Below are 25863 nucleotides of genomic sequence, written 5' to 3'. Positions count from 1 at the left end.
ATGGTGATCGCGCTACGGCACCGCACGCGATCAGGAGGGGGTCCGGTGGAAGCGGTTCGACCCCTGGAGATACGTGTGCCGGTCGGGCCCGAGGCCGGGCGGTGGGCCAGTCGGACAACTCAGCGCCGGGTGCTGATAGTTGCCCACAACGTCACGTCGATCGGCCGATTGCTGGACGTTCTGCCCCTCTTCCACGACGACTTCCGGGTCCAGCTCCTCGTCACCTCGACCCGTTCATCCGTGTTCCAGGGCGGACTCGCCGAGCTCTTCGCCGAGTTGGGGCTTCCCGTACTGCCCTGGGAGCAAGCCCTGTCGACACCCGTGGACCTCGCCGTCTCCGCGAGCTACGGTGGACAACTCCCCCTGATTCAGGGTAAATTGGTAGTACTTTCGCATGGCGTCGGATATACTAAGAAACTGGCCAGCCGGGAGCCGGGAGCCGGGAGCCGGGAGCCGGGAGCCGGGAGCCGGGAGCCGACGTTCGGTCTGGCGCCCGAGTGGCTGCTCGCGGATGGCGAGCCTTTCGTGGACGGGCTCGTCCTGTCCCACCCGGAGCAGTTGGAGCGCCTGCGCCGGGCCTGCCCCGAGGCGGTGGACGCCGCCGTCATCGCGGGCGACCCGTGCTTCGACCGCATGCTCGCCGCCCGCTCCTACCGGCCCCGCTTCCGCCGGGCCCTCGGCATGCGGGAGGGGCAGCGGCTCGTCGTACTGAACTCCACGTGGAACCCCGAGGGCCTCTTCGGCAACGGCGGCTCCCAGGACGTCCTGCCGAGCCTTCTGCCGCGCCTCACCGCCGAGTTGCCGGCCGACGACTACCGGCTGGCAGCCGTGCTGCACCCGAACATCTGGCACGGGCACGGCCCCGGCCAGATCCGCGCCTGGCTGGACCGGTCGCTGCGCAGCGGCCTGACCCTGATAGACCCCGTCCGCGGTTGGCGGCAGGCGCTCCTGGCGGCCGACCTCGTCATAGGGGACTTCGGGGCGGTCTCGTACTACGCCGCCGCCCTGGACATCCCCGTCCTGCTGGCATCCGCCGAGCAGGGGAGACTGGACCCCGAGGCCCCGCTCGCGGCGTTCGTCCGCCGGGCCCCGCGGCTCGACCCGCGCGGACCGCTGCGCCCGCAGCTCGCAAACGCGCTGGCGGCCCACCGGCCGGGCGGCGACGCCGCCGCGTTCGTCACCTCCGCGCCGGGCGACTCGGCGGCACTGCTGCGCCGCCACTTCTACCGGCTGCTGGACCTGCCCGAGCCCCCCGCCCCGGCCCTGCTCGAACCCCTGCCGCTCCCTCCGTTCGACCCTCCGTCGCGCACTGCCCCCTTGCGCGTACGCACCCGGGTGAAGGGCGTGGACGTGGTGATCGAACGGTCCACCCACCACCCGTACGGCGCGGCCGGCGACGTACACCTCGCCGTGCACGAGGACACCCGCGACCCCGGCGACCTCGAACTGGCCGACGTCATCACGCGCTCCGGGCCCCCCGACGACTCGCGGCTGGGCGGCGCGGAGGCGTGGACGGCCGAGGTGCTGCGCCTGCACCCCCGGTGCGCGCTGGCGGCGTACGTCAGCGGCCCGGACACCTGCGTCGCCCGCAGCAGGGAGCACGGCCTGCTGCGGCTGTCCGCGGGCCGGGGCGCGGACCTGGACCCGGCCGCCTACGCCTCGGCGCTGTACGCGTGGCTCGCCGCGGGCGGGAGCCCTCCGCCCGCGGGCACCACCCTGCGCGTGCACGCGGCCGGCGGCGTGCACGCGGCGACCGCGAAGCCCGTCAGCGACCGGCCTCGCAGCGCGAGCGCAGACCCGCGAGATAGCGAAGGTGCGGAGCCGCCGCAGGCGTGAGCAGCCGCTCCGCCTGCGCGATCCTTCGCAGCGCCTCGCCGTCCTCGCCCAGGTCATGGAGGGTCTCGGCCAGGTCGGTGAGCGCACGGGCCCGGTTGTACCCCTCCCCCTCGGCCTCGAAGTAGTCCGCCGCGCCTTCGAGAAGGGTGCGCGACTCGTCCAGCCGCTCCATGCCCCGCAGCGCCCGGCCCTGATGGCGGGCGGCCAGCGCGAGCGCACGCGGGAGGTCCGCCGCCCCCTCTTGGCCGGGTCCGATACGCCGGTAGACGCCCTCGGCCTCCACGAAGCGCTCGTACGCGGCCTCGAAGCGCCACTCGCGCAGGTACAGGAGGCCGAGCAGTTCCACGCAGGATGCCTCGCCGCGCAGATGCCCCGCCGCACGCTCGCACTCGACGGCCGCGCGGGCCTCGCGGCGCGCCTCCTCGCCTCTCGCGAGCTCTCCCAGGCAGTGCGCGAGTTGGAAGTGGAGCGCGCCTGCCGCGGCCGAGAGGGGCCGGTGCCTGTCGGCGCACCTGACCGCCGCCCGAAGTGCGGGCAGCACCTCGTCCCAGTGGCCGGCCTTCAACTGCAGCGGCCACAGGCAACGGGCCAGTCGGAGCGCCGTGTCGGTGTGCCGGTGCTCCTCGGCCACGAGGACGGCCCGGACCACGTTGCCCACCTCGGCGGCCAGCGCCGCCAGTCCCTGCGCCTCGTCGGCGAACGCGTCCCCGGTCTCGGGCGCGGGCCCGGTGCGCCAGCTCTTCGGCAGGGCCGCGTGGGCGGCGTGCAGGGACCGGTTCAGGAGAGCGTCGAGTACGCGCTCCACGGCTTCGGAGCACGCGGCCACACCGTCTTCCACGGCCGCCGCGTCGGCCAGGGCGCGGCGCACCTCCGGGCGGAAGCGGAACCTGTCCTCGGCGGCGAAGTCGAGGAGTTGGGCATCGGCGGCCTCGCTGAGCAGCCCGGCCGCCGTCCGGGGCTCGACGCCGGCGGCCGCCGCGGCGAGCCGGGCGTCGACGGACGGCCAGCCGCCCAGCGCCGTCAGGCGTACGAGTCGCGCCGTCTCCTGCGGCAGGCGGTCGCAGGCGTTTCGCACCGTCTCGCGTACCGGGTCGTGGCTCGCCGCGGCGGCCCGGGGTCCGCCTCCCCCTTCACCGGCCGCTGCCAGCAGCCGCACCGCCTCCGTCTTCAGCGCGAAGGCGTTGCCCGCGCAGTGCTCCAGCACGCCCGGGATGCGGTCCTTGGCCCGCGCGAAGACCTCCCGGCCCGCGATCCTGCGCACCAGCCGCGTCGCGTACCGGTCGCTCAGCGGCGGGACGGGTACGCGCTCTGCCTCCAGTGCGAAGGGCGGTCCGGACACGACCACGAGCAGGAAGACGTCGGGGGTCGCGGGTATCAGGCCCCGCACCTGGGCGGGGGACGACACGTGGTCGACCACCACAAGTGCCCTGCGTCCCGAGGTGAGTCGACGGTAGAGGCGTTCGCGTTCCGATCCGGTCGGTGGGATCGCCTCCGCCCTCACGCCCATCGCCCGCAGCAGGCGCAGCAGGACCGTGGCCGGATCCGGGCCGTTCTCCCCGGGGGCATCGCGCAGGTCCACGTAGAACTGCCCGTCGGGGAAGCGCTCGTGCTGGGCCGCGCCCAGGTGCAGCGCCGCAGAGGTGGTGCCGATGCCCGGCGGGCCGTACAGCAGGGCGACGCGAGGGCGTCCCGCGGCGCGCCGGGTCGCCTCGCGCTTCAGCTGCCTCAGGACCTGCTGCCGGTTGGTGAAGTCCCTTGTCGCGGGCGGGAGTCCACTGCCAGTGGACAGCTCCGCCGCCTCTTCCCCGTAGCTCCCGACAAGCAGCGCCCACTCGGCCGCCCGCCGCGGATCGCGTCCGAACTCCTCGTGCAGCTGCGCCGCGAGCGCCTGCCACCCCTGCGGACCGGCCGGCAGCGGCGTTTCGCGTCCCTCGGTCCTTCTGGCCAACACCCCTGTCGACACCAGAAGTTGCTTGCCCATCTCGCCTGCGGCCCCGTTCCCCACGGCCGTCAGGAATCCCACGAGCGCACTCAGCGCCACGGTCTCCAGCACGTCGGCCCCTCCCCTGATCGCCAATCAGATCTGGCCGCACCCTAGCGCCGGGGAGGGAGACGGGGTGCGCGCTCCGCGCAGGCCGCCGGTGCCGACGGCCTGCGGGCACCGGCGCGCCGCGGACTCCGCGCTCTCGGACAATCAATTTCTGTGCTCGCGGAGTGAGGGTTTAACAGGTCCCGCCGGAAGGGTTTTTACTGCAGCGGGCAAAGTGGAATTATTCCGCACGCACGGGCCGCTACGACGTGCTACTGTCATCCCAGTTGCAGTTGTGGTTCCCGAAACTTCAAGCGCTCCCGGTCGAATACTATGACGGGGACGCTTTCGTATGACCGGTTATTTCCGGCGGGGCAATCATCGCGGCGAAACGGTGTTCGCACAGTGCGAATCCCGGTGTACTGCCCCAAAGGAGAATGACATGGCAAACGGTACCGTGAAGTGGTTCAACGCGGAAAAGGGCTTCGGCTTCATCGAGCAGGACGGCGGCGGCCCCGACGTCTTCGCCCACTACTCGAACATCGCCGCCCAGGGCTTCCGCGAGCTGCTTGAGGGCCAGAAGGTGACCTTCGACATCGCGCAGGGCCAGAAGGGCCCGACGGCCGAGAACATCGTTCCCGCCTGACACCGACGCGCACGTTCCAGCTGGGGCCCGCATCCTTCGGGGTGCGGGCCCCAGCTGTACGCGTTTCCCGCAGCGTCTTTTCCCGCAACGGCTTTTCCCACAGGGCCGCCCGGTGGAATCCGCAGCCCCGTCGCGGGCCAATTCCCACACGGGCAGGAAGCCCTTCACCGACGCCTCGGGCCCCGCCTCTCCATCGCGCCACTTGTTTCTGCGCCCATATCCGTAGAAATTCTTCGACGACCAGATTCCCCGTCGTCCACCACCGGTTCATTCTTGCAATTCCCCGCGCTGTTCGTCATTACGGGAATTCCTTGATATGCACCGCATCGAGGAAGGTTCCCCTATGAACCGCACACGCACGAACGACCGCTTCCGCTCCTCGGCCCCCCGTCGCTCCGGCGGTCACGGCCGCCGAAGCGCCGCGCCGCGGGGCGAGTTCGAGCTCCCCACGACCACCACTCCCGCGCTTCCCGCCGTGGCGGGGTTCGCCGAGCTCGACATGTCCGCGCGGCTGCTGGCCGAACTCGGCACGCAGGGCGTCACCGTGCCGTTCCCCATCCAGGGCGCGACGCTGCCGAACGCCCTCGCCGGCCGGGACATCCTGGGCCGCGGGCGCACCGGCTCCGGCAAGACCCTCGCCTTCGGACTCGCCCTGCTCTCCCGCCTCGCCGGGCAGCGTGCCGAGCCCCGGCTGCCGCTGGGGCTGGTCCTCGTCCCCACCCGCGAGCTCGCCCAGCAGGTGACCGACGCGCTCACCCCGTACGCCCGCTCCGTCAAGCTGCGCCTGACCACGGTCGTCGGCGGTATGCCGATCGGCCGGCAGGCCCGCGTGCTGCGCGGCGGGGTCGAGATCGTGGTGGCGACCCCGGGCCGGCTCAAGGACCTCATCGACCGCGGCGAGTGCCGGCTGGACCAGGTGGGCGCCACCGTGCTGGACGAGGCCGACCAGATGGCGGACATGGGCTTCATGCCGCAGGTCACCGCGCTGCTCGACCAGGTACGACCCGAGGGGCAGCGCATGCTGTTCTCCGCCACGCTCGACCGCAACATCGACCTCCTGGTACGCCGCTACCTGACCGACCCCGTCGTCCACTCGGTCGACCCCTCGGCCGGCGCGGTCACGACGATGGAGCACCACGTCCTGCACGTCCAGGGCGCCGACAAGCACACGGCCACCACCGAGATCGCCGCCCGCGACGGCCGCGTGCTCATGTTCCTGGACACCAAGCACGCCGTCGACCGGCTGACCCTGGACCTGCTCCGCAGCGGCGTGCGCGCCGCGGCGCTGCACGGCGGGATGTCGCAGCCCCAGCGCACCCGCACCCTGAGGCAGTTCAAGACCGGGCACGTCACCGTGCTCGTCGCCACGAACGTCGCCGCCCGCGGCATCCACGTCGACAACCTCGACCTCGTCGTCAACGTCGATCCGCCCACCGACCACAAGGACTACCTCCACCGCGGCGGCCGTACCGCCCGCGCCGGCGAGTCCGGCAGCGTCGTCACGCTCGTCACACCGAACCAGCGCCGCGGCGTGGTCCGTCTCATGTCGGACGCCGGTATCCGCCCGCAGGTCACCCAGGTCCGCTCCGGCGAGGCGGAGCTGCGCCGCATCACCGGAGCCCGGACCCCCTCCGGCGTTCCGGTCGTCATCACCGCGCCGGCGGCCGAACGCCCCCGGCGCGGCGCCCCCTCCCGCGGCCGCCGCCGTCCCGCCCCCACAGCGCGGCGCACGTCCGTACGGCAGCCCCCCGCCGACGCGGCGGCCTAGGTCCTGTGACGACGGGGAACTCCGTACAGGACCTAGCCGTCAAGAAGCCGACCCATCCCCGGCGGGCTCTTCGCTCCGCCTCCCCCTGTGAGGTCTCATGCGCTGTGTCATCGCCCGCTTCCCGTTCGACCTGACCAAGAGCGGCGTGCTGGAAACGATGAAGGGCGTCAAGCCCGAACCGATCACCGGCGGGTCCGTGATCATCGGGCGGCGCCACTACCCCCTCATGCAGGTCGGCCAGGTCGTCACCCGCCAGGACCGCCGCGACTTCAGCGCCGGCGAGGTCCTGCGGGCCATGACCCGCCTCGGCTTCACCTGCCGTACGTCACCCAAGGCCGTACCCGCGGAGGCCGCCGGTCCGCTCCAGCGGGCCTCGGCGATGCTGGGAAGCCCCCTGCCCGCCTGAGCGGCGGGGCGGGCGCGGAACCACAACAGAACAGTCAGTGAGGGCCCGACCGGCAGCTGCCGGTCGGGCCCTCACCGCGTGTCGGGCACAGCGGGTTACCTCATCGACGGACATCCGGAAATCTATGCTCGTCGGGATAGACATTGGCCTCTCGCGTGGCTATGGTTTCTGTTGTAGCCGAGATCGAGCAGGGCCCGGCAGACATGAACTGCCGGGCAGTAGCACACGCATGACGGTGCGGTGGTGGAGTGTCGAAGCCAGGTTTTTCGCACGACGGTGACGGGACTGACCGCCGGACCGGGTGGCCCGCAGTGATCAGGGGCCGCCGCAGGCAGTAGATGGTTCGGTCAAGAGAGCGAACGGCTCCAGAGGGAAGAACGGAGGAATCGGCGCCATCAGGATCGCCCGGGCGCAAGGCCGCAGCCCGGGTACCGCAGGACATCGACAGGCAGGTGGTCTCCGGTCACGCATCCGCGATCCCCACACCCCCGTCCGTATTCCGGACCGCTGTGTGGACACAGAAGGCCGACGCAGCATCATGGTCGGCAGATGGTGTAGTAGTTCCTTCGGGGCCCTGGTGCCGTACGGCACCAGGGCCCCTCCACGCGTTCCGCAGAGAGGTAAAATGACCGCAGAAAACCCGCTGGGCCGTCTCGACGACGACGACTACCCCGCTTACACGATGGGCCGCGCCGCCGAGATGATCGGCGCCACCCCCGGCTTCCTGCGCGCCATCGGCGAGGCGCGGCTGATCACACCCCTGCGTTCCGAGGGCGGGCACCGCCGCTACTCCCGCTACCAGCTGCGGGTCGCGGCCCGCGCGCGTGAGCTCGTCGACCAGGGCACCCCGATCGAGGCCGCCTGCCGGATCGTCATCCTTGAGGACCAGCTCGAAGAGGCCCAGCGCATCAACGCCGAGTACCGCCGCGCCGCCGGATCCCCCGATCCGACGGTCTGAAGGAACGTCGCTAACCCCCCACCGTCCGGGCGAGCAGGTGCCCCAGGATCAGGTAGGCGAGGGCGACCGCGCCGTAGTCCAGCAGGACCTGCCACCAGTCCGGCTCGACGCTGGCCAGGCCGTGCGCCCAACCGGTCAGCCAGTACGCGCAGTCGTGGACGAAGTCGACGAAGCCGTTGGTCCGGTCCGCGTCGAGCAGGTACATGAGGATCCATACGCCGATCACCAGCGCGGCGAGGTCGGCGGCGGCCGTGATGACGGTCGCCGCGGGATTCGCTCCGTGTCGAGTGGACATGCCCCCCGGGTTGCCGGGCAGCGGGCGGCTAAACGAAGCGCCCGGCCCGGGGCCGGGCAGCCGCGTCCTGTCCGCGCCGAACGAACGGGTCTATGCTGGCCGTTGAGGCCCCAGCCCCCGGCAGCGTGACAGGTCGTTCCCGAGGTCGACCCGCAGACGGACGTCCCGTTCGTGCGGCAGTCCCCGTGAGCCGCTCAGACGCACCCTGCGAGTCAACGGAGCCCCGCCATGCCCGCTTTGATCGTGCTTATCCTCGTGGTCCTGATCGCACTGGGCTTCCTCAACTCCGTGTTCTGGGTGGGCGCGGCCGTGCTGGCCTTCGGCCTCATGTACTACGGCCGCGGCGGCACCCGGCACGAGGGCTTCGGAACGGACCCGGACTACCGGGACTACCGCGCCTACCGGGATCGCCGCGACCGCTGGGACCGCCGCTACCGCCGCCAGCGGCAGAGCCGGTGGAGCCGTCAGGCCCGGCGGGACGAGCGGGACCACGGGTAGCCGCCGCACAAGCGGGTGCGGCCACCCGGCCCGACCGCTCCTGACACCCCCTGACACCCCCTGACAGCGACCGTCGGCCCCTGTCAGCCCCTGTCAGCCCGCTGTCCGGTGGCTGTCAGCCACGCCCGGCATCGTCATGTCCGTCGAGAACGACGAGGACCTGACGAGGAGCTGCTGGACATGACCTACGCGATCCGGGCCGAAGGACTGGTCAAGAAGTACGGGGACTTCACCGCCCTGGACGGTGTCGACCTGGAGGTGCCGGCCGGAAGGGTCGTCGGGGTGCTGGGGCCCAACGGGGCCGGCAAGACCACCACCGTGCGCATCCTGGCCACACTGCTGCGCCCCGACGCCGGACACGCCGCCATCGGCGGGCACGACGTCGTCAAGGACCCGGTGAGGGTACGGCAGTTGATCGGTCTGACCGGTCAGTTCGCCTCCGTGGACGAGGCCCTCTCCGGCACCGAGAACCTGGTGCTCCTCGGGCGCCTCCTCGGACTGTCCCGGCGCGACGCGAGGGCGCGGGCCGCCCGCCTGCTGGCGGACTTCTCCCTCACCGAGGCGGCCCGCAAGCCGATCTCCACCTTCTCCGGCGGGATGCGCCGGCGCCTCGACCTGGCCGCCTCCCTGGTGGGCCGGCCCCGGGTGCTCTTCCTGGACGAGCCCACCACCGGCCTCGACCCGCATGCCCGGCAGGAGGTCTGGGACGTCGTACGGCAGCTGGTCGCGGACGGCTCGACCGTGCTGCTGACCACGCAGTACCTGGAGGAGGCCGACCAGCTCGCCGACTCCGTCACCGTCATCGACAAGGGCCGCAAGGTCGCCGAGGGGCAGCCCGGTGAGCTCAAGCGCCGTGTCGGCGGCCAGGTCCTCCAGGTGCGGCCCACCGTCGCCGCCGACGTGCCGCGGGTCGCGCGGCTGGTCGCCGAGCTGTCCGGCCACTCCCCCGGCCAGGACTCCGGCGTGCTGACCGTCCCCGCGGACGACCCGCTGCTCGTCGCCGCCGTCGCCCGCCGCCTGGACGGCGAGGGCATCACCGCCGACGAGCTGGGCCTGCGGCTGCCCAGCCTGGACGAGGTTTTCCTCGCCCTGACCGGGCGCGCGCCCGCCGCCGACGAGCAGCCCGCCGCCGTCTGATCCCCCGCACCGTTTCACCGCGACCCTTCCGAGAGGACCCCCGTGAGCACCCAGACCCTCCCCGCCCACTTCCCCGCCCAGCTCTCCGGCCGCATCGGCCTCGCGCAGACCGGCCGGCACAGCCTCGCCCTCGCCGGGCGCGGCGTCGTCCGGTTCGCGAAGTCGCCCCTCCAGCTCGTGGACGTGATCCTCACCCCGATCATCAGCCTGCTGATGTTCGCCTACCTCTTCGGGGACGCCATGTCGGGCGGCGACACCGACGCCTACCTGCAGCTCATCACCCCGGGCGTCATGGTGATGGCCGTCTTCCAGGCCAGCATCGGCGTCGGCGCCTCGCTCAGCGCGGACGTCGGCACCGGGATCTTCGACCGGTTCCGCAGTATGCCGATCGCCCGCTCCAGCCCGCTGATCGGCGCCGTGCTGGCCGACATCGTCCGCTACGTCGTCTGCCTGGGCACCCTGGTCGTCCTCGCGCTGGTCATGGGCTACCGCTTCCAGACCGGTCCCCTCGCCGCGCTCGGCGCGCTCGCCCTGCTGGTCGGCTTCGCCCTCAGCTTCTCGTGGATGTCGGTGTTCCTGGGCATGCTGATCAAGAACCCCACCTCCGTGCAGGGCCTGATGACCATCCTGATCCTGCCGCTCACCTTCGCCAGCAACGTCTTCATCCCCGCCGACAGCATGGCCGGCTGGCTGCGGGCCTGGTCCGACGTCAACCCCGTCTCCCTGGTCTCCGACGCGGTACGCGGCCTGCTCAACGGCGGCGAGGTCGCCGGCCCGCTGGCCGGCAGCCTCCTGTGGATGGCCGGCGTGGTCGCGGTCTTCTTCCCGCTGGCCCTGCACGCCTACCGCAGGAACGCCGGCTGATCCTGGCGGCGGGCGGAGCCGGGCGGGGGCCCGCACCACACGGTGCGGGCCCCCGGCCTTGTCCGTCCTTGTCCGTCTCTGTCCGTACGGACCCCTCTCACCCCCGCGGCGCCGTCCGCAGGGACTCCGCCTCCAGCCACCGCAGCGCGTCCTCGCGGGAGTACGCGGCCCCCGCCTCGTACGCCGTCCGGAAGCCCTCCTCCCCCAGCTCCGCCACGATGCGCTCGATCAGCTCGCGCCACTCCGGCTCGCCCCGGTCGAAAGCGCCGCGCATCACCTGGCTCATGCCGAGCGCTCTGGCGCCCTCCTGCGGGTTTCCCTCCAACGCCCGTAGTCCGCCGAGTAGTTCGGCCACCCAGGCGAGTGCGGCGCCCGCGCCCTGGCCGAACAGGGCGCCGGCCGCCTCGGGCAGCAGGAGTCTGGCGCCCGCGGCGTCCCCCTGCGCGAGGCGGTTCTCGACGCGGGTGCTGACGATCAGGTCGCGGGCCGGCCCCCGCAGGGAGGGGCGCCGGGAGCCGAGCGCCTCCAGGCGGTCGAGGACGGCGTCGGAGCGGGCCAGGTCGCCGGCCCTGCGGTGCACGTTGGCCATGCCGACCATGATGTTGGCCTCCAGGCGCAGCCGGCCGCGCTCGCGGGCCTGGCGGTGGGCTGCGCGCAGGTCGCGCAGGGCGCCCTCCAAGTCGCCGCTGCGCCGGCGTTCGCGGGCGAGTCTGGCCTGGCTGAGGTAGAGGTAGTCCTCGGTGCCCAGCTCGGAGCTGAGCGCCACGCACCGCTCGAAGGTGGCGATGGCCTGGGGGTACTCGCCGCGCAGGGAGTGGTCGCGGCCGATCGGGAGCAGGCTCATCACCAGGCCCCAGCGGTCGCCCGCCTCCTCGAAGCCGCGCAGGGCCGCGCGGCGGGAGTCGGCGCCGGTGTCCAGGTCGCCCTGCTCGGTGAGGGCGAAGTCCCGGGCCAGGTGGGCGGTGGCCCGTACCCAGGGGTCGGGGGAGGTGAGCGGGTCCTGCTCGGCGGCCTCGGCGGGGAGGGCGGCCCGGGACATCCGCAGGAGCAGCACGGCCGGGTGGAACTCGCGCGCGGTCGCCGACTCGCCGTCGGCGGCGGGGTGTTCACCATCCCGGGTCCGTACGGGGTCCGGGGCGCCGGCCCGTACCAGGTAGGTGTCGAGGAGGGTGCTCATGCCCCTGATCCCCCAGTACCAGAACATCGCCGCGGCGAAGCGTGCGGTCAGTGCCTCGTCGCCGGGGTCGCCGGGGTCGCCGCTGTCGGCGACCGAGCGCAGCGCGTGGACGAGGTTGTCGTGCTCGGCGTCGAAGACCTCTGTCGCACGCAGCTGCTCCCCGGTACGCAGGCGCGGCTCGTGCTCCTCCGCGAGGGCCAGGAAGTACGCGACGTAGCGGCCGGTGACGTCGTCCCCGGACTCGGCGAGCCGCCGCGCCGCGTATGCGCGGACCGTCTCCAGCATCCGGTAGCGCGGCCCGCCGGCCCCCTCCTCGACGGTGTGCACCAGGGACTTCTCCACCAGGGCGTCCAGGACGTACGGGAGGTCGGCGGCCGGGAGCGAGGCGTCCGCGCAGACCGCTTCCAGCGCGGGGACGGTCGCGCCGCCCGGGAAGGCCGACAGTCTGCGGGCGAGGGTCTGCTCGGGGCCGTCGAGCAGGTCCCAGCTCCACTCCACGAGCGCGAGCAGGGTGCGCTGGCGGGGCAGTGCGGTGCGACTGCCCGAGGCCAGGAGGCGGAAGCGGTCGTCGAGGCGGCGGGCGATCTGCTCGACGCTCATCGAGCGGAGCTTCGCCGCGGCCAGTTCCAGGGCGAGCGGTATACCGTCGAGGCGCCGGCAGATCTCGACCACGGCGTCGAGGACGGAGTCGTCGAGCGTGAAGTCGGGGCGGACCGTGGCGGTCCGGTCGGCGAAGAGGCGTACGGCGGGGGAGCGCGCGGCCTCGGCGGCCTCCGGCGATCCGGTCGGCACGTCGAGGGGGCCGAGGTGGTACAGGGACTCGCCGGTGATGGCGAGGGCCTCGCGGCTGGTGGCGAGGATCCTCAACTCCGGTATCCGGTCGAGCAGTTCGGCGGCCAGTTCCGCCGCCGCCTCGACGAGGTGCTCGCAGTTGTCGAGCAGGAGCAGGGCGTCGCCGCTGCCGATGAGGTCGGCCATGCGCTCGACGGGGGTGACCCGCCGACCCTGGCCGGCGTCGTAGAGGCTGCCGTCGGTGGAGCCGAGGGCGCCGAGGACCGCGTCGGCCAGCCGGTCCGGGGCGCTCACGCCGGCGAGGGTGACGAACCAGACCCGGCCGCGCGCGTGGGCGCGGTCCCGGGCGGCTGCTTCGAGGGCGAGGCGGGTCTTGCCCGCGCCGCCGGGGCCGACGATGGTGACGAGCCGCCTTCCGGCGAACCGGTCGGCGAAACCGTCCAGTTCGCCGTCCCGGCCGACGAAGCTGGTGAGCCGGGCCGGCAGCCGGCTCGGGGTGGCGGCCGCCCGCTCGGCCGGGGTCGCCAACTCGCCTCGCAGCAGGGACAGATGTATCTCCCGCAGCCCGGCCGAGGGATCCACGCCCAGCTCCTCGCCGAGCCGCTCGCGTACCGTCTCGTACACCGCGAGGGCGTCGGACTGCCGGCCGGCCGCGGCCAGCGCCCGTATCCGCAGCCCGGCGACCCGCTCGCTCAACGGCCGCTCGCCGCCCGCCGCTTCGAGGTCGGCGAGCACCTCCCCGAAGCGACCGAGCCGCAGCTCGGCGTCGCAGTGGTCCTCGACCGCCGCGGTCCGCAGACCGTCGAGGCGGGTCGCGGCGGGTCCCGCGAACGGGGCGCCCCGGACATCGGCGAGCGCCGCGCCCTGCCACAGCCCGAGCGCCGCCGCCAGCGGCGGGGCCGCCGCACCGGCCCGCCCGGCCGCGAGCTCCCGCCGGCCCCGCGCCGCCAGCTCCTCGAAACGGTGGGCGTCCACGTCCTCGGCGCGCACCGCGAGCCGGTAGCCACCGGAGGCCGACTCCACCGCCGCGGTGCCGCGCAGCGCCCTGCGCAGCCGGGAGACCAGCGCCTGCAGCGCGTTGGCGGCGTCGGCGGGCGGCTCCTCCCCCCACAGCCCGTCGACGAGGGAGTCGACGGACACCGCCCGCCCCGGCGCGAGGGCGAGCCTGGCCAGGAGCATCCGCAGCCGGGCACCGCCCACCTCGACGGGCGCCCCGTCCTCGCCGTACACCCGAACCGGCCCGAGCAGCACTACGCGCAGCACGGCGGCACCTCCTCCCGGGCCGGGCCGGGCCGGCCCTGCCGTGTCGATCATCGCCTCAACGCCGGGTCAGCCTTGCCTACTTGGCCCGTCCGGTAAAGGGCTTTCCACGGTGGGGGTCGCGTTCACGGCGGGGGTCGCGTTCACGGTGGGGGCCGGCGGGGCGTGACCGGCCGGCGGGTTCTCCCCGCTCAGTCCGCGCGCCTGCGCAGCGTGCTCGCGCCCACCATCACGCCCAGCGCCACCGCCACCACCGTCAGCAGCGCGCTGACGGTGGTCAGCACGCCGTGCGCGCGGTCGCCCGTGACCAGTTCGCCGACGGCGCTCAGGCTCGTGGCGCCGGGGACCAGCAGCCAGAACGCCGGAAGGAAGGTGACCTGGGCGGGCGGGGCGCCGCGGCGGTTCTCCACCAGGCGGGCGATGAGCGGCAGTGAGACGCCGCCCAGGAAGGCGCCCATCAGCGCGTCGCTGACCGCCTGGCCCAGCGTCTGCACCCCCTCGACGGCGAAGAGCACCAGCAGCAGCCAGGGCAGACTGCGCCACGGCGCCGAGGAGTTGAGGGTGTGGCCCAGACCCAGCAGCACCACGCCGGCCCAGGGCGCCCACTCGCCGAAGGAGCGCGCGTGGTCGTGCTCGACGGGGTGCGGATGCATCAGCTCGGCGCCGACCGTGATGCCGAACACCAGCAGGAGCAGCACGCTGAGCCCGTACACCAGCCGGCTCGACCCGGAGACCCAGGAGCCCGCCGACAGCTCCATCATGCCCATGGTCAGCGCGGCGCCCGGCAGGAACGCCAGCAGCGGCGGGACCAGCATCTTCGCCGGATCCTCGCCGAGCAGCGGGCCGGCGTAGCGGTAGGCCAGGACGGTGACCAGCAGCGCGGCGACCACGGGGAGCGCCTGGGCGAGCAGCTTCAGCGGGCCGGCGACCAGCTCGCGCAGCGCGCCCACCGCGGTGCCGAGCACCGCGTAGCCCAGGAGCGCCCAGGGGTTGGGGTAGGTGAGCAGGCCCAGGCCCAGCGTCAGCGTGGCGTAGCCCAGGACGCGCAGCTCCACCGGGTAGCGCGGGGGCAGCGCCTCGATCTCGCGCAGCCGCTTGGTGCCCGCCTCGGGGGTGACGGGGTGCTCGGACAGCTCGTGCAGGAAGTGGTACAGCTCGCCGATCTGGTCCAGGCCCAGCGGGCGGCCCTCCACGGGGGCGAAGTCCACGACCGCGTCGGCGCCGTCACCGACCCGGACGAAGACCCCCGTCGGCAGGACGAGCGCCTGCACCGGCGAGAGCCCGTAGCGCTCGCCCAGCTCGTCGACGGCCTGCTGGACGCGGTCGGTGGTCTCGCCGGCCAGGCACAGCGCCGTGCCGCACTCGCGCAGGAAGCGGACCAGCTCGGTGGGGACCGGCTTGGACTGCTTGACCGGGGCCGGTTCGGGGTCGCGCCAGAGCCGGGCCAGCCGGGAGGTCACCCGGCCCGCGCTCCGGCCCAGGTGGCGGGCGGCCCGGACGGGCTTGCGGGCGCGGGTGCCCTCCAGGGCGGTGAGGTCGTCCCTGACCCGGGCGAGGTCGTCGGCGGCGGCTTTCACCAGCTGCGTGATACGGCCGCCGCCGCCCTGCCCGCTCCCGCTTCCGCGGTCCCCGCGCACCTCGCCCACCGCCGCCGTCAGCTCCTCAGCACCACGGAACGCCGTCGACGTTGCGTACGTAACGCGCCGCCACGAAGCCCGGGTTGCCGGCGAGGCGGAACCAGATGCCGTTGCCGGACACGTCGCGGCCGTCCGTCTTGCAGGCGACGGCGATCTGCTCACCGCGCGCCAGTACGTTGACCGCGGGGCCCTCGTGCCAGGGGCTGCTCTGGACCAGGACGCCGCCCCGGGCGGTGACGACGGCGCGCGGGGCGTCGGCGGGCCAGGTCAGGCCGCTGAGCGGGGGCTCCGGGAGACTGCCGGAGCTCTCGGGATGCCAGGAGCCGCCGTCCTCCTCGCCCGCGGAGCCGTTTCCTCCGCCGCCGGCGGAGCTGCCGCCCGTACCGCCGCCCGCGGAGCCGCCGGCCGCGCTGCGGTCGTCGTCCACCCCGTCGGTGAGCGCCTGGGCGGAGCGCTCGCCCGCACCGGCCGGCTGCTCGTGCTGCCAGGCCGCGACGGCCATGAACCCCACCCCGCTCAGTACGAACACCGTCGCGGCCAGCCCGGCGAGCACCTTGGGTGAGCGCAGGCCCCGCAGCAGCCTGCCGGGCATCAGCCGGGCGGGCCATTCGAAGGTCAAGAGGTTGATCAGTTTCCGCAGCACCGCAGCACCCTCACCGTCTCGTCCGCACGGATTCCTGTCTGCGGCGAATGCCTCCCTCCGCGCCCGGTCCACGACGCGGTGCGCGCGCGTGCTTCCCCCGTTCGGCAGGCGGCAAGCACGCGGCTGGCCCAGCGGGGGTGGGCCGCTTGGGGGCGTGGGCTCGGTCGTCCGGGGGGCTGGCGGGCTGCGGGGCGCGGTCAGCTGCGGGGCCGGGACGCCTTCAGCGAGTACATCAGCGGCACCCGGGGCGCGCCCGGGGGGAAGCGGAAGGTGCCGTCGTCCTGCGGCCGGAGGGTCTCGAAGCGCTGGAAGAGCGTCAGGTCGTGCTCGTGCAGGAAGTCGATCCGCAGCCCGGCCGCGGCCACCGCCGAGACCACCTCGCCGATCGGGTGCTGCCACTCGGCGCTGCGGTTGTCGACGGTCGCGGCGCCGAGGTCGGCGTAGGTGCCGGGGGTGTCGTCGATCCAGGCGTCCCGGTTGAAGTAGTCGTGCTCGACCCGTGAGCCGGTGGGCCCGTCCAGTACGTCGGTCAGGGGGTGGAACTCCGCCACGTACAGGAAGCCGCCCGGCGCCACCAGGGAGGCGGCCGTCTGCGCCCAGTGCTCCAGGTCGGGCAGCCAGCACAGGGCGCCGCCGCCGGTGTAGACGATGTCGTAGGCGGGGTCGGGGACGGCCGCCGCCGCCTCGTGGACGTCCGCCGCGACGAAGGCGGCGCGGTCCTGGCCCAGGCCCAGCTCGCGGGCGAGTTCGCGGGCGGTGTCCACGGCGGGCTCGGAGAAGTCCAGGCCCACGACCCGGGCGGCGCCGTGCCGGGCCCAGGAGAGGGTGTCGAGGCCGAGGTGGCACTGCAGGTGGAGCAGGGACCTCCCCGTGACGTCGCCGACCTCGGCGCGCTCGAAGTCCCGCAGGGGGTCGCGGCCGGCGAGGAAGGCGGGTATGTCGTAGAAGTCGCTCGCCGCGTGGATGGGCGCGCGTTCGTCCCACATCGCCCGGTTGGCGACCAGCCAGTCGTCGGGGGTCGGTCCATACATGCGGGGGACGTTATCCACAGGCTGGCGGCCGTGCCACCCGATTGCGGGTGGCGCGCAGCACAATGGGCGCATGAGCGAGAGCAGCCAGAGCAGCGAGTCGAGCCAGAGCGCCGAGTCCGACCAGTCCGCCGCGCAGTCCGCCCCGCGGTGGGAGCAGCGCTTCCGGGCGCCGCGCGTCAGCCTGCCGGAGTGGGCCGAGGACGCCCCGGACCGGTCGCTGTACTTCTCGAACGTCACGGGGACCTTCGAGCTGTACGCCTGGGACCGGGGCACGGGGGAGATCCGCCAGGTCACCGACCGCCCGCACGGCACGACCGACGGGGCGCTGACACCCGACGGCGAGTGGGTCTGGTGGTTCTCCGACTCCGACGGGGACGAGTTCGGCGTGTGGATGCGCCAGCCCTTCGCCGGGGCGATGCCCGGCCAGGAGCAGCCCGCCGCGCCCGGGGTGGAGGCGGCCTACTCGGCGGGCCTGGCCCTGGGGCGCACGGGCACGGCGGTGATCGGCTGCTCCACGGACGAGGGGACGACGATCCACGTCACGCACGGGGCGAACGTGCCGTACGTGGTCTACCGCAGCCCGGAGTCGGCGGGCGTGGGCGATCTGTCGTACGACAGTGAGCTGCTGGCCGTGGAGCACACCGAGCACGGCGACGCGATGCACGCGGCGCTGCGCGTGATGAAGCTCGACGGCACGCTCGTGGGCGAGCTGGACGACACGGAGGGCGGGACCAGGGAGCTGGGCCTGGCGGTGCTCGGCTTCGCCCCGGTCGCGGGCGATCCGCGGCTGCTGATCGGGCACCAGCGGCGCGGGCGCTGGGAGCCGGCGATCTGGAATCCGGTGAGCGGGGAGCTGCGGGAGCTGGTGCTCGACCTGCCGGGCGACGTGTCGGCGGAGTGGTATCCGGACGGCTCGGCGCTGCTGGTCGTGCACACCTACCGGGCGCGCAGCGAGATCTACCGCTACGACCTGGCCGACGGCAGGATGCTGCGGCTGGAGACCCCGCCGGGGACGGTCTCGGGGGCGAGCGCGCGCCCCGACGGGACGGTGGAGTTCCACTGGTCCTCGGCCGCCGAGCCGTCGGTCGTGCGCAACACCCGCGACGAGGTGGTCCTTGAGGCGCCCGGTCTGCGTCCGCCGCCCTCGGTGCCGGTGGAGGACGTGTGGGTCGACGGCCCCGGCGGCCCGATCCACGCGCTGGTGCAGAAGCCCGGGGGGGAGGGCCCCTTCCCCACGGTCTTCGACATCCACGGCGGCCCGACCTGGCACGACAGCGACGCCTTCGCCGCGGGCCCGGCGGCCTGGGTCGACCACGGCTTCGCGGTGGTGCGGGTCAACTACCGCGGCTCCACGGGCTACGGGCGGGAGTGGACGGACGCCCTGAAGCACCGGGTGGGGCTGATCGAGCTGGAGGACATCGGCGCGGTGCGCGACTGGGCGGTGGACTCCGGGCTCGCCGATCCGGACAAGTTGGTGCTGGCCGGGGGCTCCTGGGGCGGTTATCTGACGCTGCTGGGGCTGGGCGTGCAGCCGGAGAAGTGGTCGCTGGGGCTGGCGGCGGTGCCGGTGGCCGACTACGTCACGGCGTACCACGACGAGATGGAGGCGCTGAAGGCCATGGACCGCACGCTCCTGGGGGGCACGCCCGAGGAGGTCCCCGAGCGCTTCGAGGCGTCCTCCCCGCTGACGTACGTGGACAAGGTGCGCGTCCCGGTCTACATCTCGGCGGGGGTCAACGACCCGCGCTGCCCGATCCGGCAGATCGACAACTACGTGGACCGGCTGTCCGGGCGCGAGCACCCGCACGAGGTCTACCGCTACGACGCGGGGCACGGCTCGCTGGTGGTGGAGGAGCGGATCAAGCAGTTGGGGCTGGAGCTGGACTTCGCGACGCGCCATCTCGGCCTGTCCCGTCCGGATGCTCCCCAGGACCAGGGATCTCCCCGGGATCAGGAGGGGTGAGGCCCAGCTCAGCGTCGCGCGCCAGCTCCAGCTCGCGGCGGAAGAAGCGGGACCACATGAAGACGACGAAGCCGGCGAAGACGAACCACTCCGCGGTGTAGCCGAGGTTCTGGAACGCCTTCAGGTCCAGGCCGGTGCCCTGCGCGGCGGCCGGGGGCACGGGCGTCAGGGCGCCCTCGCCCTCGGTCAGGGTGATCCAGGCGTCGGTCACCGGCTGGTCGACGATGTTGATCAGCGAGGCGGCGCTGATCATGCCGAGCTGCCCCTCGGGCAGCGCGCCGGCGGCGTGCACACCGGGGGCGCCCTGGGTCTCGGAGGCCTGCAGGGCGCCGCGCACCGTGACCGTGCCGGCCGGGGCGGCGGGGATCCTCGCCCGGTCCGCCGCCGAGTCCGCGTCACCGGGCAGCCAGCCCCGTACGACGGGGAGCGCCGTGCCGGCCGGCACCGCGGTGCTGTCGCGGCTGCCGGTGCCGTCCGTGCCGTCCGTGCGCAGGAGGGTCAGGACGTAGAAGCCGCGCCTGCCGTCGAGGGTGCGGCCGGGGACGAGCAGTTGGGCGCCGTAGCTGCCTCTCGCCGTCACCAGACGGCCCGAGGTGCTCTTGTCCACCGGCAGCAGCTCGGCCACCGGTCGTGCCCGGCGGTCCGCCGGCGCCGGGCCCTGCTCCTGCCGCTGGTGGCTGTCGACCCGGTCCTCGAAGCGGCCCAGCTGCCAGCTGCCCATGACGAAGCAGACGGCGACGGCGAGCAGCGCGAAGGCGTTGATCGCCCACCAGCGGGGGGCGGCGAGGAACCGGTACACGCGTCAACGGTACGAGATGCCCGGACGCGACCGCGCCCCCGGCCCCCGCAGGGACGCGGGGAGCGGGGGCGCACACCGGCGCGGCGGGTCTCAGCCCTCCAGCGGCGGTGTGTAGTACACGGTGCCGGCGCAGGTCGCCTCGACCGTCACGGTGGCGGTCTCGCCACCGGTCTCCGGGGTGTGCGTGATCGCCACCTCCGTGACCTCGGCCGGCGGCGGGGTCTCCCCGTCCACAGCGCCGTCCGTACCGCTGTCCGTCGACTGCAGGACCTCCCCCTGCGTCATCAGCTGCGGCGCCGTCCCCACGTCGGACAGCGTGTCGCCCGCCTCCTCCGCCCCCGTGCCACTGTCCTTGCCGGGCTCCGGGGCGGGCGTGGCCCCGCTGCCCGCCGGGCAGGTCTGGGCGGCCTCGGGCGAGGGCACGAAGGCGAAGGCGACCACGTACGTCTCCCCCGCGGCCAGCGTGATCGACTCCGCCGCCGTGGACGGCGTGGGCAGCAGGTCGAGGGCGGCGGCCTCGTCGCCCGCGGTGTGCTCGGTGGTGCTGATGTGCGTGCCGGCCGCGACGGTGTGCGTGGTGCCGGTGCCGGTGACCGTGCAGGGGGTGGCGGAGTTGTTGGCCATGACGAACCGGCCCGTGACGTTCCCCGCGGCGTCGGGCGTATCCACCTCGGTGTCCTGCTTCTTGATGTCCCCGGCCTCGCAGGGGGGTGCCGCGACCTGCTGCGTATCCCCGGAGGAGCCGCCGGAACCCGCGGGGTCGGGGCTGCCGTGACCCGGCTTCCCGGAGGGGCTGTGGCCGTTGCCGACCTTCTCGGCCCCAGCGGGCTCCTGGGAGTCGTCGTGCCCGCCGGAGTCGCCGCTGCCGTTCCCGCCGGCAGCCGGCGTCGGCAGACCGCTGACGGCTATGGCGGGCTTGTCGCCCCCGTCGGCCCCGAGGGGCCCGGTCGTCAGCAGCGCCGGCACCGAGACCGCCGCCAGCACCGCCAGGGCGGCCGCGCCGACCAGCACCTGGCGCCGCCGGGCGCGCCGGGCGGGAACGGCGTAGCGCAGGTGGTCGAGGGCGCCCTCGCTGGGCTCCAGCTCGCCGACCGCGCCCTGCAGCAGGCCGCGCAGGGCGTTCTCGTCCAGACCGGGGTTGGTCATGTCGTTCATGATGCCGGGGCTCCCATCGCGACTCTCAGTGCCGCAATCCCCCGTGATCCGTATGCCTTGACCGAGCCGAGGGAGATGCCGAGGGCCTCGGCCACCTGCACCTCGGTCATGTCCGCGAAATAGCGCAGCACCAGAACCTCACGCTGCCGGCGCTGCAATCCGCGCATCGCCTTGATCAATTGGTCCCGCTCCAGCAGGTCGTACGCCCCCTCCTCGGCGCTCGCCATGTCGGGCATCGGCTTGGAGAGCAGCTTCAGCCCGATGATGCGGCGGCGCAGTGCGGAGCGGGAGAGGTTGACGACGGTCTGCCGCAGGTAGGCGAGGGTCTTCTCGGGATCCCGCACCCGCTTGCGGGCGGAGTGCACCCGGATGAACGCCTCCTGCACCACATCCTCGCAGGAGGCGGTGTCGTCCAGGAGCAGGGCCGCCAGGCCGAGCAGCGAGCGGTAGTGCAGCCGGTAGGTCTCGGTCAGGTGGTCGACCGTCGTGCCCTCCGCCGCGGCGTCGGCACCCGCGGCGGTCTGCGCCGGGACCCCCCCGGCCGGCGTCTCCTGCGCCGGGGCCGTCTGCGGCCCGGCCGGCCAGGGCGCCATCACCGGCATCCCCTCCACGCGCGGGCGGCGCCGGGGGCGCAGCGCCGGGCGCGGCGGGAGGGTCGCGATACTGAGTGCTTCTGCCACGCCTGTTGGACGCGCTGCCCCCCGGCAGGGTTGTACGCGCCATGCGTCGATCTCGACGACGCCCGCGATGCCCTCATACGACCAGCTCTTTCCGCGATGCCCGTGATCCACGTCACTCGTCTTCCCCGGGCATACGCGAAGACGCCCCGTGCCGACGATCCGGTTGCAGCCGGTGGCACGGGACTGAATAGTCGGTCGAAACACCCCCGCTCGACAAGTTGCCCAGGCCAACGGTTCCATCACATCTCGCACACAAGCACCCGTGCCCGCGCACTTTCGCGCACGGGCGCGCCCCCGACGGCACCCTGACAGCGCTCTGACGGCAGACGTCCGGGGCGGAATGTCACCATCCGCCCCGGACGTCCGTTGCCGCGTCGATTGCGGGCCGGGCTCAGCGCCCCGTACCTCCGTAGACCACGGCCTCGTCGCTCTCGCTGTCCAGGCCGAAGGCGGTGTGCACCGCGCGCACCGCCTCCGCGACCTCGTCCTCGCGGGTGACCACGGAGATGCGGATCTCGGAGGTGGAGATCAGCTCGATGTTCACACCCGAGTTGGAGAGGGCCTCGAAGAAGGTGGCCGTCACTCCCGGGTTGGTCCGCATACCCGCGCCGACCAGCGAGATCTTGGCGATCTGGTCGTCGTAGCGCAGGGACTCGAAGCCGATGCCGGGCTGTGCGCGGGTCAGCGCCTCCATCGCCTTGTGGCCGTCGGTCTTCGGCAGCGTGAAGGAGATGTCGGTCAGACCGGTCGAGGCGGCGGAGACGTTCTGCACGACCATGTCGATGTTCAGCTCGGCGTCCGCGATCGCCCGGAAGATCATCGCGGCCTCGCCCGGCTTGTCCGGGACGCCGACGACCGTGATCTTCGCCTCGGAGGTGTCGTGCGCGACGCCGGAGATGATCGCCTGTTCCATACCTGCTCGTGCTCCTTCGGGCTTGTTGCGCACCCAGGTGCCCTGGTGCCCCGAGAAGGAGGAGCGCACGTGGATGGGCATGTCGTAGCGGCGGGCGTACTCGACGCAGCGGCCGAGCAGCACCTTCGTCCCGCTGATGGCGAGCTCCAGCATGTCCTCGAACGGGATCTCGTCGATCTTGCGGGCCTTCTTCACCACCCGCGGGTCGGCGGTGAAGACGCCGTCGACGTCCGTGTAGATCTCACAGGACTCGGCGCCCAGCGCGCAGGCCAGCGCCACCGCGGTGGTGTCCGAGCCGCCGCGGCCCAGGGTGGTGATGTCCTTGGTCGTCTGCGAGACGCCCTGGAAACCCGCCACGATCGCGACCGCGCCCTGGTCGATGGCGCCCTGGATCCGCCCCGGCGTGACGTCGATGATCCGCGCCTTGTTGTGCACGGAGTCCGTGATCACACCGGCCTGGCTGCCGGTGAAGGAGAGCGCCTCGTGGCCGAGGTTCTTGATCGCCATCGCCAGCAGGGCCATGGAGATCCGCTCCCCGGCGGTCAGCAGCATGTCGAACTCGCGGCCGGAGGGGATCGGGGAGACCTCTCCGGCGAGATCGATCAGCTCGTCCGTGGTGTCGCCCATCGCGGAGACCACGACGACCACCTGGTGGCCGTTCTTCCTGGCTTCCACGATCCGCTTGGCGACCCGCTTGATGCCCTCGGCATCCGCCACGGACGAGCCGCCGTACTTCTGCACGACAAGGCCCACGTGCGCTCCTCGCAAAGGTGTGTCGGTCGGCTCAGTCTAACGAGCACCGTGCTTGCAGCCGGGCTCAGCTGCGCTCCCTTCCCACCTGGTGAGACGGCACACGCACTGGTGGCCGACGTCACACCGTCCGCAGTCCGAGCGGCTCGGCGATCTCGGCCACCATGACCCGGCCGGCCTCCTCCTCCAACTGGTCGTCGTCCAGCGTCCCGTCGTTGTCCGTGTCCAGGCCGTCCAGCTCGTCCAGCGGCTGGTCCAGGCGGACGTGGGCGACGAGGGACTGCAGCGCGCGCAGGCAGGCGCCGGCCGTCGTACCCCAGTTGGAGAGGTACGAGAACTGCCACCACCACAGCGCCTCGCTGACCCGCCCCGCCGCGTAGTGCGTGAGGCCGTGGCGCAGGTCGGCGACGATGTCGGCGATGTCGTCGGAGATCCGGCAGGCGACGGGGGCCTTGCGCGGCTCGTACGGATCGAAGACCTCGGAGTAGACGTCCACCGGGGCCAGCAGCAGCGCGAAGCGCTCGCGCAGCTCGTCCACGTCGGGCTCGGGGCCGGGGTCGGGCTCGTAGCGCTCGTCGGGCAGGAAGTCCTCGTGCGCGCCCAGCCGGCCGCCGGCCAGCAGCAGCTGCGAGACCTCCAGCAGCAGGAAGGGGACGGCCGAGTCGGGCTCGTCGCCCTTGGCGACCTCGGTCACCGCGACGATGAAACTCTCGACGGAGTCCGCGATCTGCACCGCGAAGCTGTCGGGGTCCTGGTCGGACTGGTGGAGTGTGGCGTCAGACATCGAGCAAGCGCCTCCCTTCGAAGGCCCGCCCCAGCGTGACCTCGTCGGCGTATTCGAGGTCTCCCCCCACGGGAAGACCGCTGGCGAGCCGCGTCACCTTCAGGCCCATGGGCTTGACCATACGGGCCAGATAGGTGGCGGTGGCCTCGCCCTCGAGATTCGGGTCGGTGGCCAGGATCAGCTCCGTCACGGCGCCGTCCGCGAGCCGGGCGAGCAGCTCGCGTATGCGCAGGTCGTCCGGGCCGACGCCCTCGATGGGGCTGATGGCGCCGCCCAGCACGTGGTACCGGCCGCGGAACTCGCGCGTGCGCTCGACCGCGACGACGTCCTTGGGCTCCTCGACCACGCAGATCACCGAGACGTCGCGGCGGGGGTCGGCGCAGATCCGGCACTGCTCCTCCTGCGCCACGTTGCCGCACACGGCGCAGAAGCGGACGCGCTCCTTGACCTCCAGGAGCGCGTGCGCGAGCCGGCGGACGTCCGTCGGCTCGGACTGCAGGATGTGGAAGGCGATGCGCTGGGCGCTCTTGGGACCGACGCCGGGCAGCCTGCCCAGCTCGTCGATGAGGTCCTGAACGACGCCTTCGTACACGGTTGTTGCCTTCCCCTGCCTGAGAGCTCCCAGAGCATCACGCTAGTCGTTACCGGCGGGTGCGACCGCCGTCCGGAGCGCCCTTCACCGGGCGCTCCGGGGTCGTGCCGTCCTCGTACGGCCGTTCCTCAGAACGGCAGCCCGGGCATGCCGCCCAGGCCCTGTGCCAGCGGGCCCAGCTTCTCCTGGGCCAGCTGCTGCGCGGTGGCGTTGGCGTCGCGCACCGCGGCCAGGACGAGGTCCGCGAGGGTCTCGGTGTCCTGCGGGTCCACCGCCTTGGGGTCGATCACGAGGGCCGTCAGCTCGCCGGCTCCGGTGACCGTCGCCTTGACGAGGCCGCCGCCGGCGGAGCCCTCGACCGGGGTCTGCGCCAGCTCCTGCTGGGCGGCTACGAGGTCCTGCTGCATCTTCTGCGCCTGCTGCAGCAGCTGCTGCATATCGGGCTGGCCACCACCGGGAAACACGGTCTGTCGCTCCTGACGTCGACGGCGTCGGTCCGGCTGGGCGCCGGTACCGCGAGCCTACGTGCTGGCCGCCGCCACCGCCCTACGCCGGACGGACGAGACGGGTGGAGGTCGTCAGTACGAGGACGTACTCCCCTCGCCGGACGGTCAGTTGTGCGGGATCTCCTCCACCACCGTCGCTCCCAGCTCGCGGACGATCAGGTCGTGCCCGGCGAGGGCCGAGTCGTCCAGGTCCCGGTCGTCGTGCGCGGGCATGTCCTCCTCGGGCGGCGGCGGGGGCGGCTCGGGCTCCGCGTACGACTCGTAGGGCGCAGGCGGCGGGGTCCGCGCCTCGGGGCGGGGGGCGGCCGGGGCCTCTCCGTACGACGCGGGGGGCGCGGCCTGGGCGGCGCGGCGCATCGCGGCGGAGGGGGCGGGGGCAGCGGCGGGGGCGGGGGCGCCTGCGCCGCCGGAGAGGTCGACGATGGCCTCGACCTTCCACCGCACGCCGAAGCTCTCGGCCAGCACCTCCTGCACCACCTCCGCGCTGCCGCCGCCGGCGAAGCTGTCGCGGGCGCCGGGGCTGCCGAAGCCGAGCTGGAGCGTGCTGCCGTCGAAGCCGCTGACGAAGGCGTTCTGGCTGAGGAGGATCCAGGTGAAGCGGCGCTTGTTCTTCACCGCCTCCAGGATGTCGGGCCACATCCGGCGGGCGGAGGCGGCGCCGGGCTGGACGGCGCCGGAGTCGGGGGGCGCAGCGCTCGGGGCGGCGGCCTGCGCGGGGCGCTGGGACGCGGGGGCGGGCGCGGC

22 protein-coding genes and 1 pseudogene are annotated in these 25863 nt (G+C 73.3%); 9 read left to right on the top strand and 14 right to left on the bottom strand.

Going from position 1 to position 25863, the window contains the following annotated elements:
• The first annotated feature begins 168 nt into the window (after window positions 1-168).
• Window positions 169-1836 (top strand): hypothetical protein, encoded by a 1668-nt coding sequence (locus tag ACFQLX_RS07900; RefSeq protein WP_386413369.1) that lies wholly within the window; start codon window positions 169-171, stop codon window positions 1834-1836.
• Here the strand turns inward: ACFQLX_RS07900 and ACFQLX_RS07895 are convergent.
• A complete protein-coding gene (locus ACFQLX_RS07895; RefSeq protein ID WP_386413367.1) occupies window positions 1766-3889 on the bottom strand; it encodes an ATP-binding protein in 2124 nt (707 codons plus the stop codon). The two genes, ACFQLX_RS07900 and ACFQLX_RS07895, sit on opposite strands and share 71 nt — an antisense overlap.
• A gap of 418 nt (window positions 3890-4307) precedes the next feature.
• Here ACFQLX_RS07895 and ACFQLX_RS07890 point away from each other — a divergent pair, with 418 nt between their 5' ends.
• From ACFQLX_RS07890 to ACFQLX_RS07875, 4 genes are all read left to right on the top strand, one after another.
• The gene (locus ACFQLX_RS07890; protein WP_046910305.1) at window positions 4308-4511 is read left to right on the top strand and encodes a cold-shock protein; all 204 of its coding nucleotides are present in this window, start codon (window positions 4308-4310) and stop codon (window positions 4509-4511) included.
• Window positions 4512-4854: 343 nt separating this feature from the next.
• Entirely contained in the window at window positions 4855-6279 is a 1425-nt protein-coding gene (locus ACFQLX_RS07885) for a DEAD/DEAH box helicase (RefSeq protein WP_386413366.1), read from the top strand.
• A gap of 97 nt (window positions 6280-6376) precedes the next feature.
• Window positions 6377-6685, top strand: coding sequence for an SCO5918 family protein (locus ACFQLX_RS07880; RefSeq protein ID WP_386413364.1), 309 nt, complete (start codon window positions 6377-6379; stop codon window positions 6683-6685).
• A gap of 625 nt (window positions 6686-7310) precedes the next feature.
• Complete coding sequence (locus tag ACFQLX_RS07875) at window positions 7311-7643, top strand: MerR family transcriptional regulator (RefSeq protein WP_386413362.1); 333 nt, start codon at window positions 7311-7313, stop codon at window positions 7641-7643.
• A 10-nt stretch (window positions 7644-7653) separates the two neighbouring features.
• On the opposite strand, the gene ACFQLX_RS07870 is transcribed toward ACFQLX_RS07875, so the two are convergent.
• Window positions 7654-7938 carry a hypothetical protein gene (locus tag ACFQLX_RS07870; RefSeq protein WP_386413361.1) on the bottom strand — a complete coding sequence of 95 codons (285 nt, stop codon included), beginning with the start codon at window positions 7936-7938 and terminating at the stop codon, window positions 7654-7656.
• 228 nt (window positions 7939-8166) lie between these two features.
• On the opposite strand from ACFQLX_RS07870, the gene ACFQLX_RS07865 reads away from it, so the two are divergent.
• The 3 genes from ACFQLX_RS07865 to ACFQLX_RS07855 all read left to right on the top strand — a co-directional run bounded on the left by ACFQLX_RS07865 (window position 8167) and on the right by ACFQLX_RS07855 (window position 10437).
• Entirely contained in the window at window positions 8167-8436 is a 270-nt protein-coding gene (locus ACFQLX_RS07865; RefSeq protein ID WP_386413359.1) for a hypothetical protein, read from the top strand.
• A 180-nt stretch (window positions 8437-8616) separates the two neighbouring features.
• A complete protein-coding gene (locus tag ACFQLX_RS07860; RefSeq protein ID WP_386413358.1) occupies window positions 8617-9573 on the top strand; it encodes an ATP-binding cassette domain-containing protein in 957 nt (318 codons plus the stop codon).
• A gap of 42 nt (window positions 9574-9615) precedes the next feature.
• Window positions 9616-10437, top strand: coding sequence for an ABC transporter permease (locus tag ACFQLX_RS07855; protein ID WP_386413356.1), 822 nt, complete (start codon window positions 9616-9618; stop codon window positions 10435-10437).
• Window positions 10438-10534: 97 nt separating this feature from the next.
• On the opposite strand, the gene ACFQLX_RS07850 is transcribed toward ACFQLX_RS07855, so the two are convergent.
• The 4 genes from ACFQLX_RS07850 to ACFQLX_RS07835 form a co-directional block, all read right to left on the bottom strand.
• A complete protein-coding gene (locus tag ACFQLX_RS07850) occupies window positions 10535-13669 on the bottom strand; it encodes an AfsR/SARP family transcriptional regulator (protein WP_386413354.1) in 3135 nt (1044 codons plus the stop codon).
• Window positions 13670-13857: 188 nt separating this feature from the next.
• On the bottom strand, window positions 13858-15312 hold the full coding sequence (locus ACFQLX_RS07845; RefSeq protein WP_386413353.1) for a threonine/serine exporter family protein: 1455 nt from the start codon (window positions 15310-15312) through the stop codon (window positions 13858-13860).
• 16 nt (window positions 15313-15328) lie between these two features.
• A complete protein-coding gene (locus ACFQLX_RS07840) occupies window positions 15329-15946 on the bottom strand; it encodes a hypothetical protein (RefSeq protein ID WP_386413351.1) in 618 nt (205 codons plus the stop codon).
• A 197-nt stretch (window positions 15947-16143) separates the two neighbouring features.
• The gene (locus ACFQLX_RS07835; protein ID WP_386413350.1) at window positions 16144-16977 is read right to left on the bottom strand and encodes a class I SAM-dependent methyltransferase; all 834 of its coding nucleotides are present in this window, start codon (window positions 16975-16977) and stop codon (window positions 16144-16146) included.
• Between the two features lie 70 nt (window positions 16978-17047).
• Here ACFQLX_RS07835 and ACFQLX_RS07830 point away from each other — a divergent pair, with 70 nt between their 5' ends.
• The gene (locus ACFQLX_RS07830) at window positions 17048-18940 is read left to right on the top strand and encodes a S9 family peptidase (RefSeq protein WP_386413348.1); all 1893 of its coding nucleotides are present in this window, start codon (window positions 17048-17050) and stop codon (window positions 18938-18940) included.
• Here the strand turns inward: ACFQLX_RS07830 and ACFQLX_RS07825 are convergent.
• The 8 genes and pseudogenes from ACFQLX_RS07825 to ACFQLX_RS07790 form a co-directional block, all read right to left on the bottom strand.
• The gene (locus tag ACFQLX_RS07825; protein WP_386413347.1) at window positions 18837-19739 is read right to left on the bottom strand and encodes an SURF1 family protein; all 903 of its coding nucleotides are present in this window, start codon (window positions 19737-19739) and stop codon (window positions 18837-18839) included. The genes ACFQLX_RS07830 and ACFQLX_RS07825 overlap by 104 nt on opposite strands.
• Window positions 19740-19829: 90 nt before the next feature.
• Entirely contained in the window at window positions 19830-20885 is a 1056-nt protein-coding gene (locus ACFQLX_RS07820; RefSeq protein WP_386413346.1) for a hypothetical protein, read from the bottom strand.
• A gap of 5 nt (window positions 20886-20890) precedes the next feature.
• On the bottom strand, window positions 20891-21496 hold the full coding sequence (locus ACFQLX_RS07815) for a SigE family RNA polymerase sigma factor (protein ID WP_386413513.1): 606 nt from the start codon (window positions 21494-21496) through the stop codon (window positions 20891-20893).
• Window positions 21497-21965: 469 nt separating this feature from the next.
• The gene (locus ACFQLX_RS07810; protein ID WP_386413344.1) at window positions 21966-23240 is read right to left on the bottom strand and encodes an aspartate kinase; all 1275 of its coding nucleotides are present in this window, start codon (window positions 23238-23240) and stop codon (window positions 21966-21968) included.
• Between the two features lie 118 nt (window positions 23241-23358).
• The gene (locus ACFQLX_RS07805) at window positions 23359-24021 is read right to left on the bottom strand and encodes a DUF5063 domain-containing protein (RefSeq protein WP_386413343.1); all 663 of its coding nucleotides are present in this window, start codon (window positions 24019-24021) and stop codon (window positions 23359-23361) included.
• A complete protein-coding gene (gene recR / locus ACFQLX_RS07800; protein ID WP_386413341.1) occupies window positions 24014-24613 on the bottom strand; it encodes a recombination mediator RecR in 600 nt (199 codons plus the stop codon). The genes ACFQLX_RS07805 and recR overlap by 8 nt, the downstream gene beginning before the upstream one ends.
• 128 nt (window positions 24614-24741) lie before the next feature.
• Window positions 24742-25050, bottom strand: a complete 309-nt coding sequence (locus ACFQLX_RS07795; protein ID WP_386413511.1) for a YbaB/EbfC family nucleoid-associated protein — start codon at window positions 25048-25050, stop codon at window positions 24742-24744.
• Between the two features lie 174 nt (window positions 25051-25224).
• Window positions 25225-25863 (bottom strand): annotated as a pseudogene (locus ACFQLX_RS07790) (DNA polymerase III subunit gamma and tau); the annotation flags it as partial.

Source organism: Streptomyces polyrhachis, assembly GCF_042663125.1.
Lineage (GTDB): Bacteria > Actinomycetota > Actinomycetes > Streptomycetales > Streptomycetaceae > Streptomyces > Streptomyces polyrhachii.
Note: the sequence above shows the minus strand (reverse complement) of the source record. Positions and strands in the feature narration are given on the sequence as shown.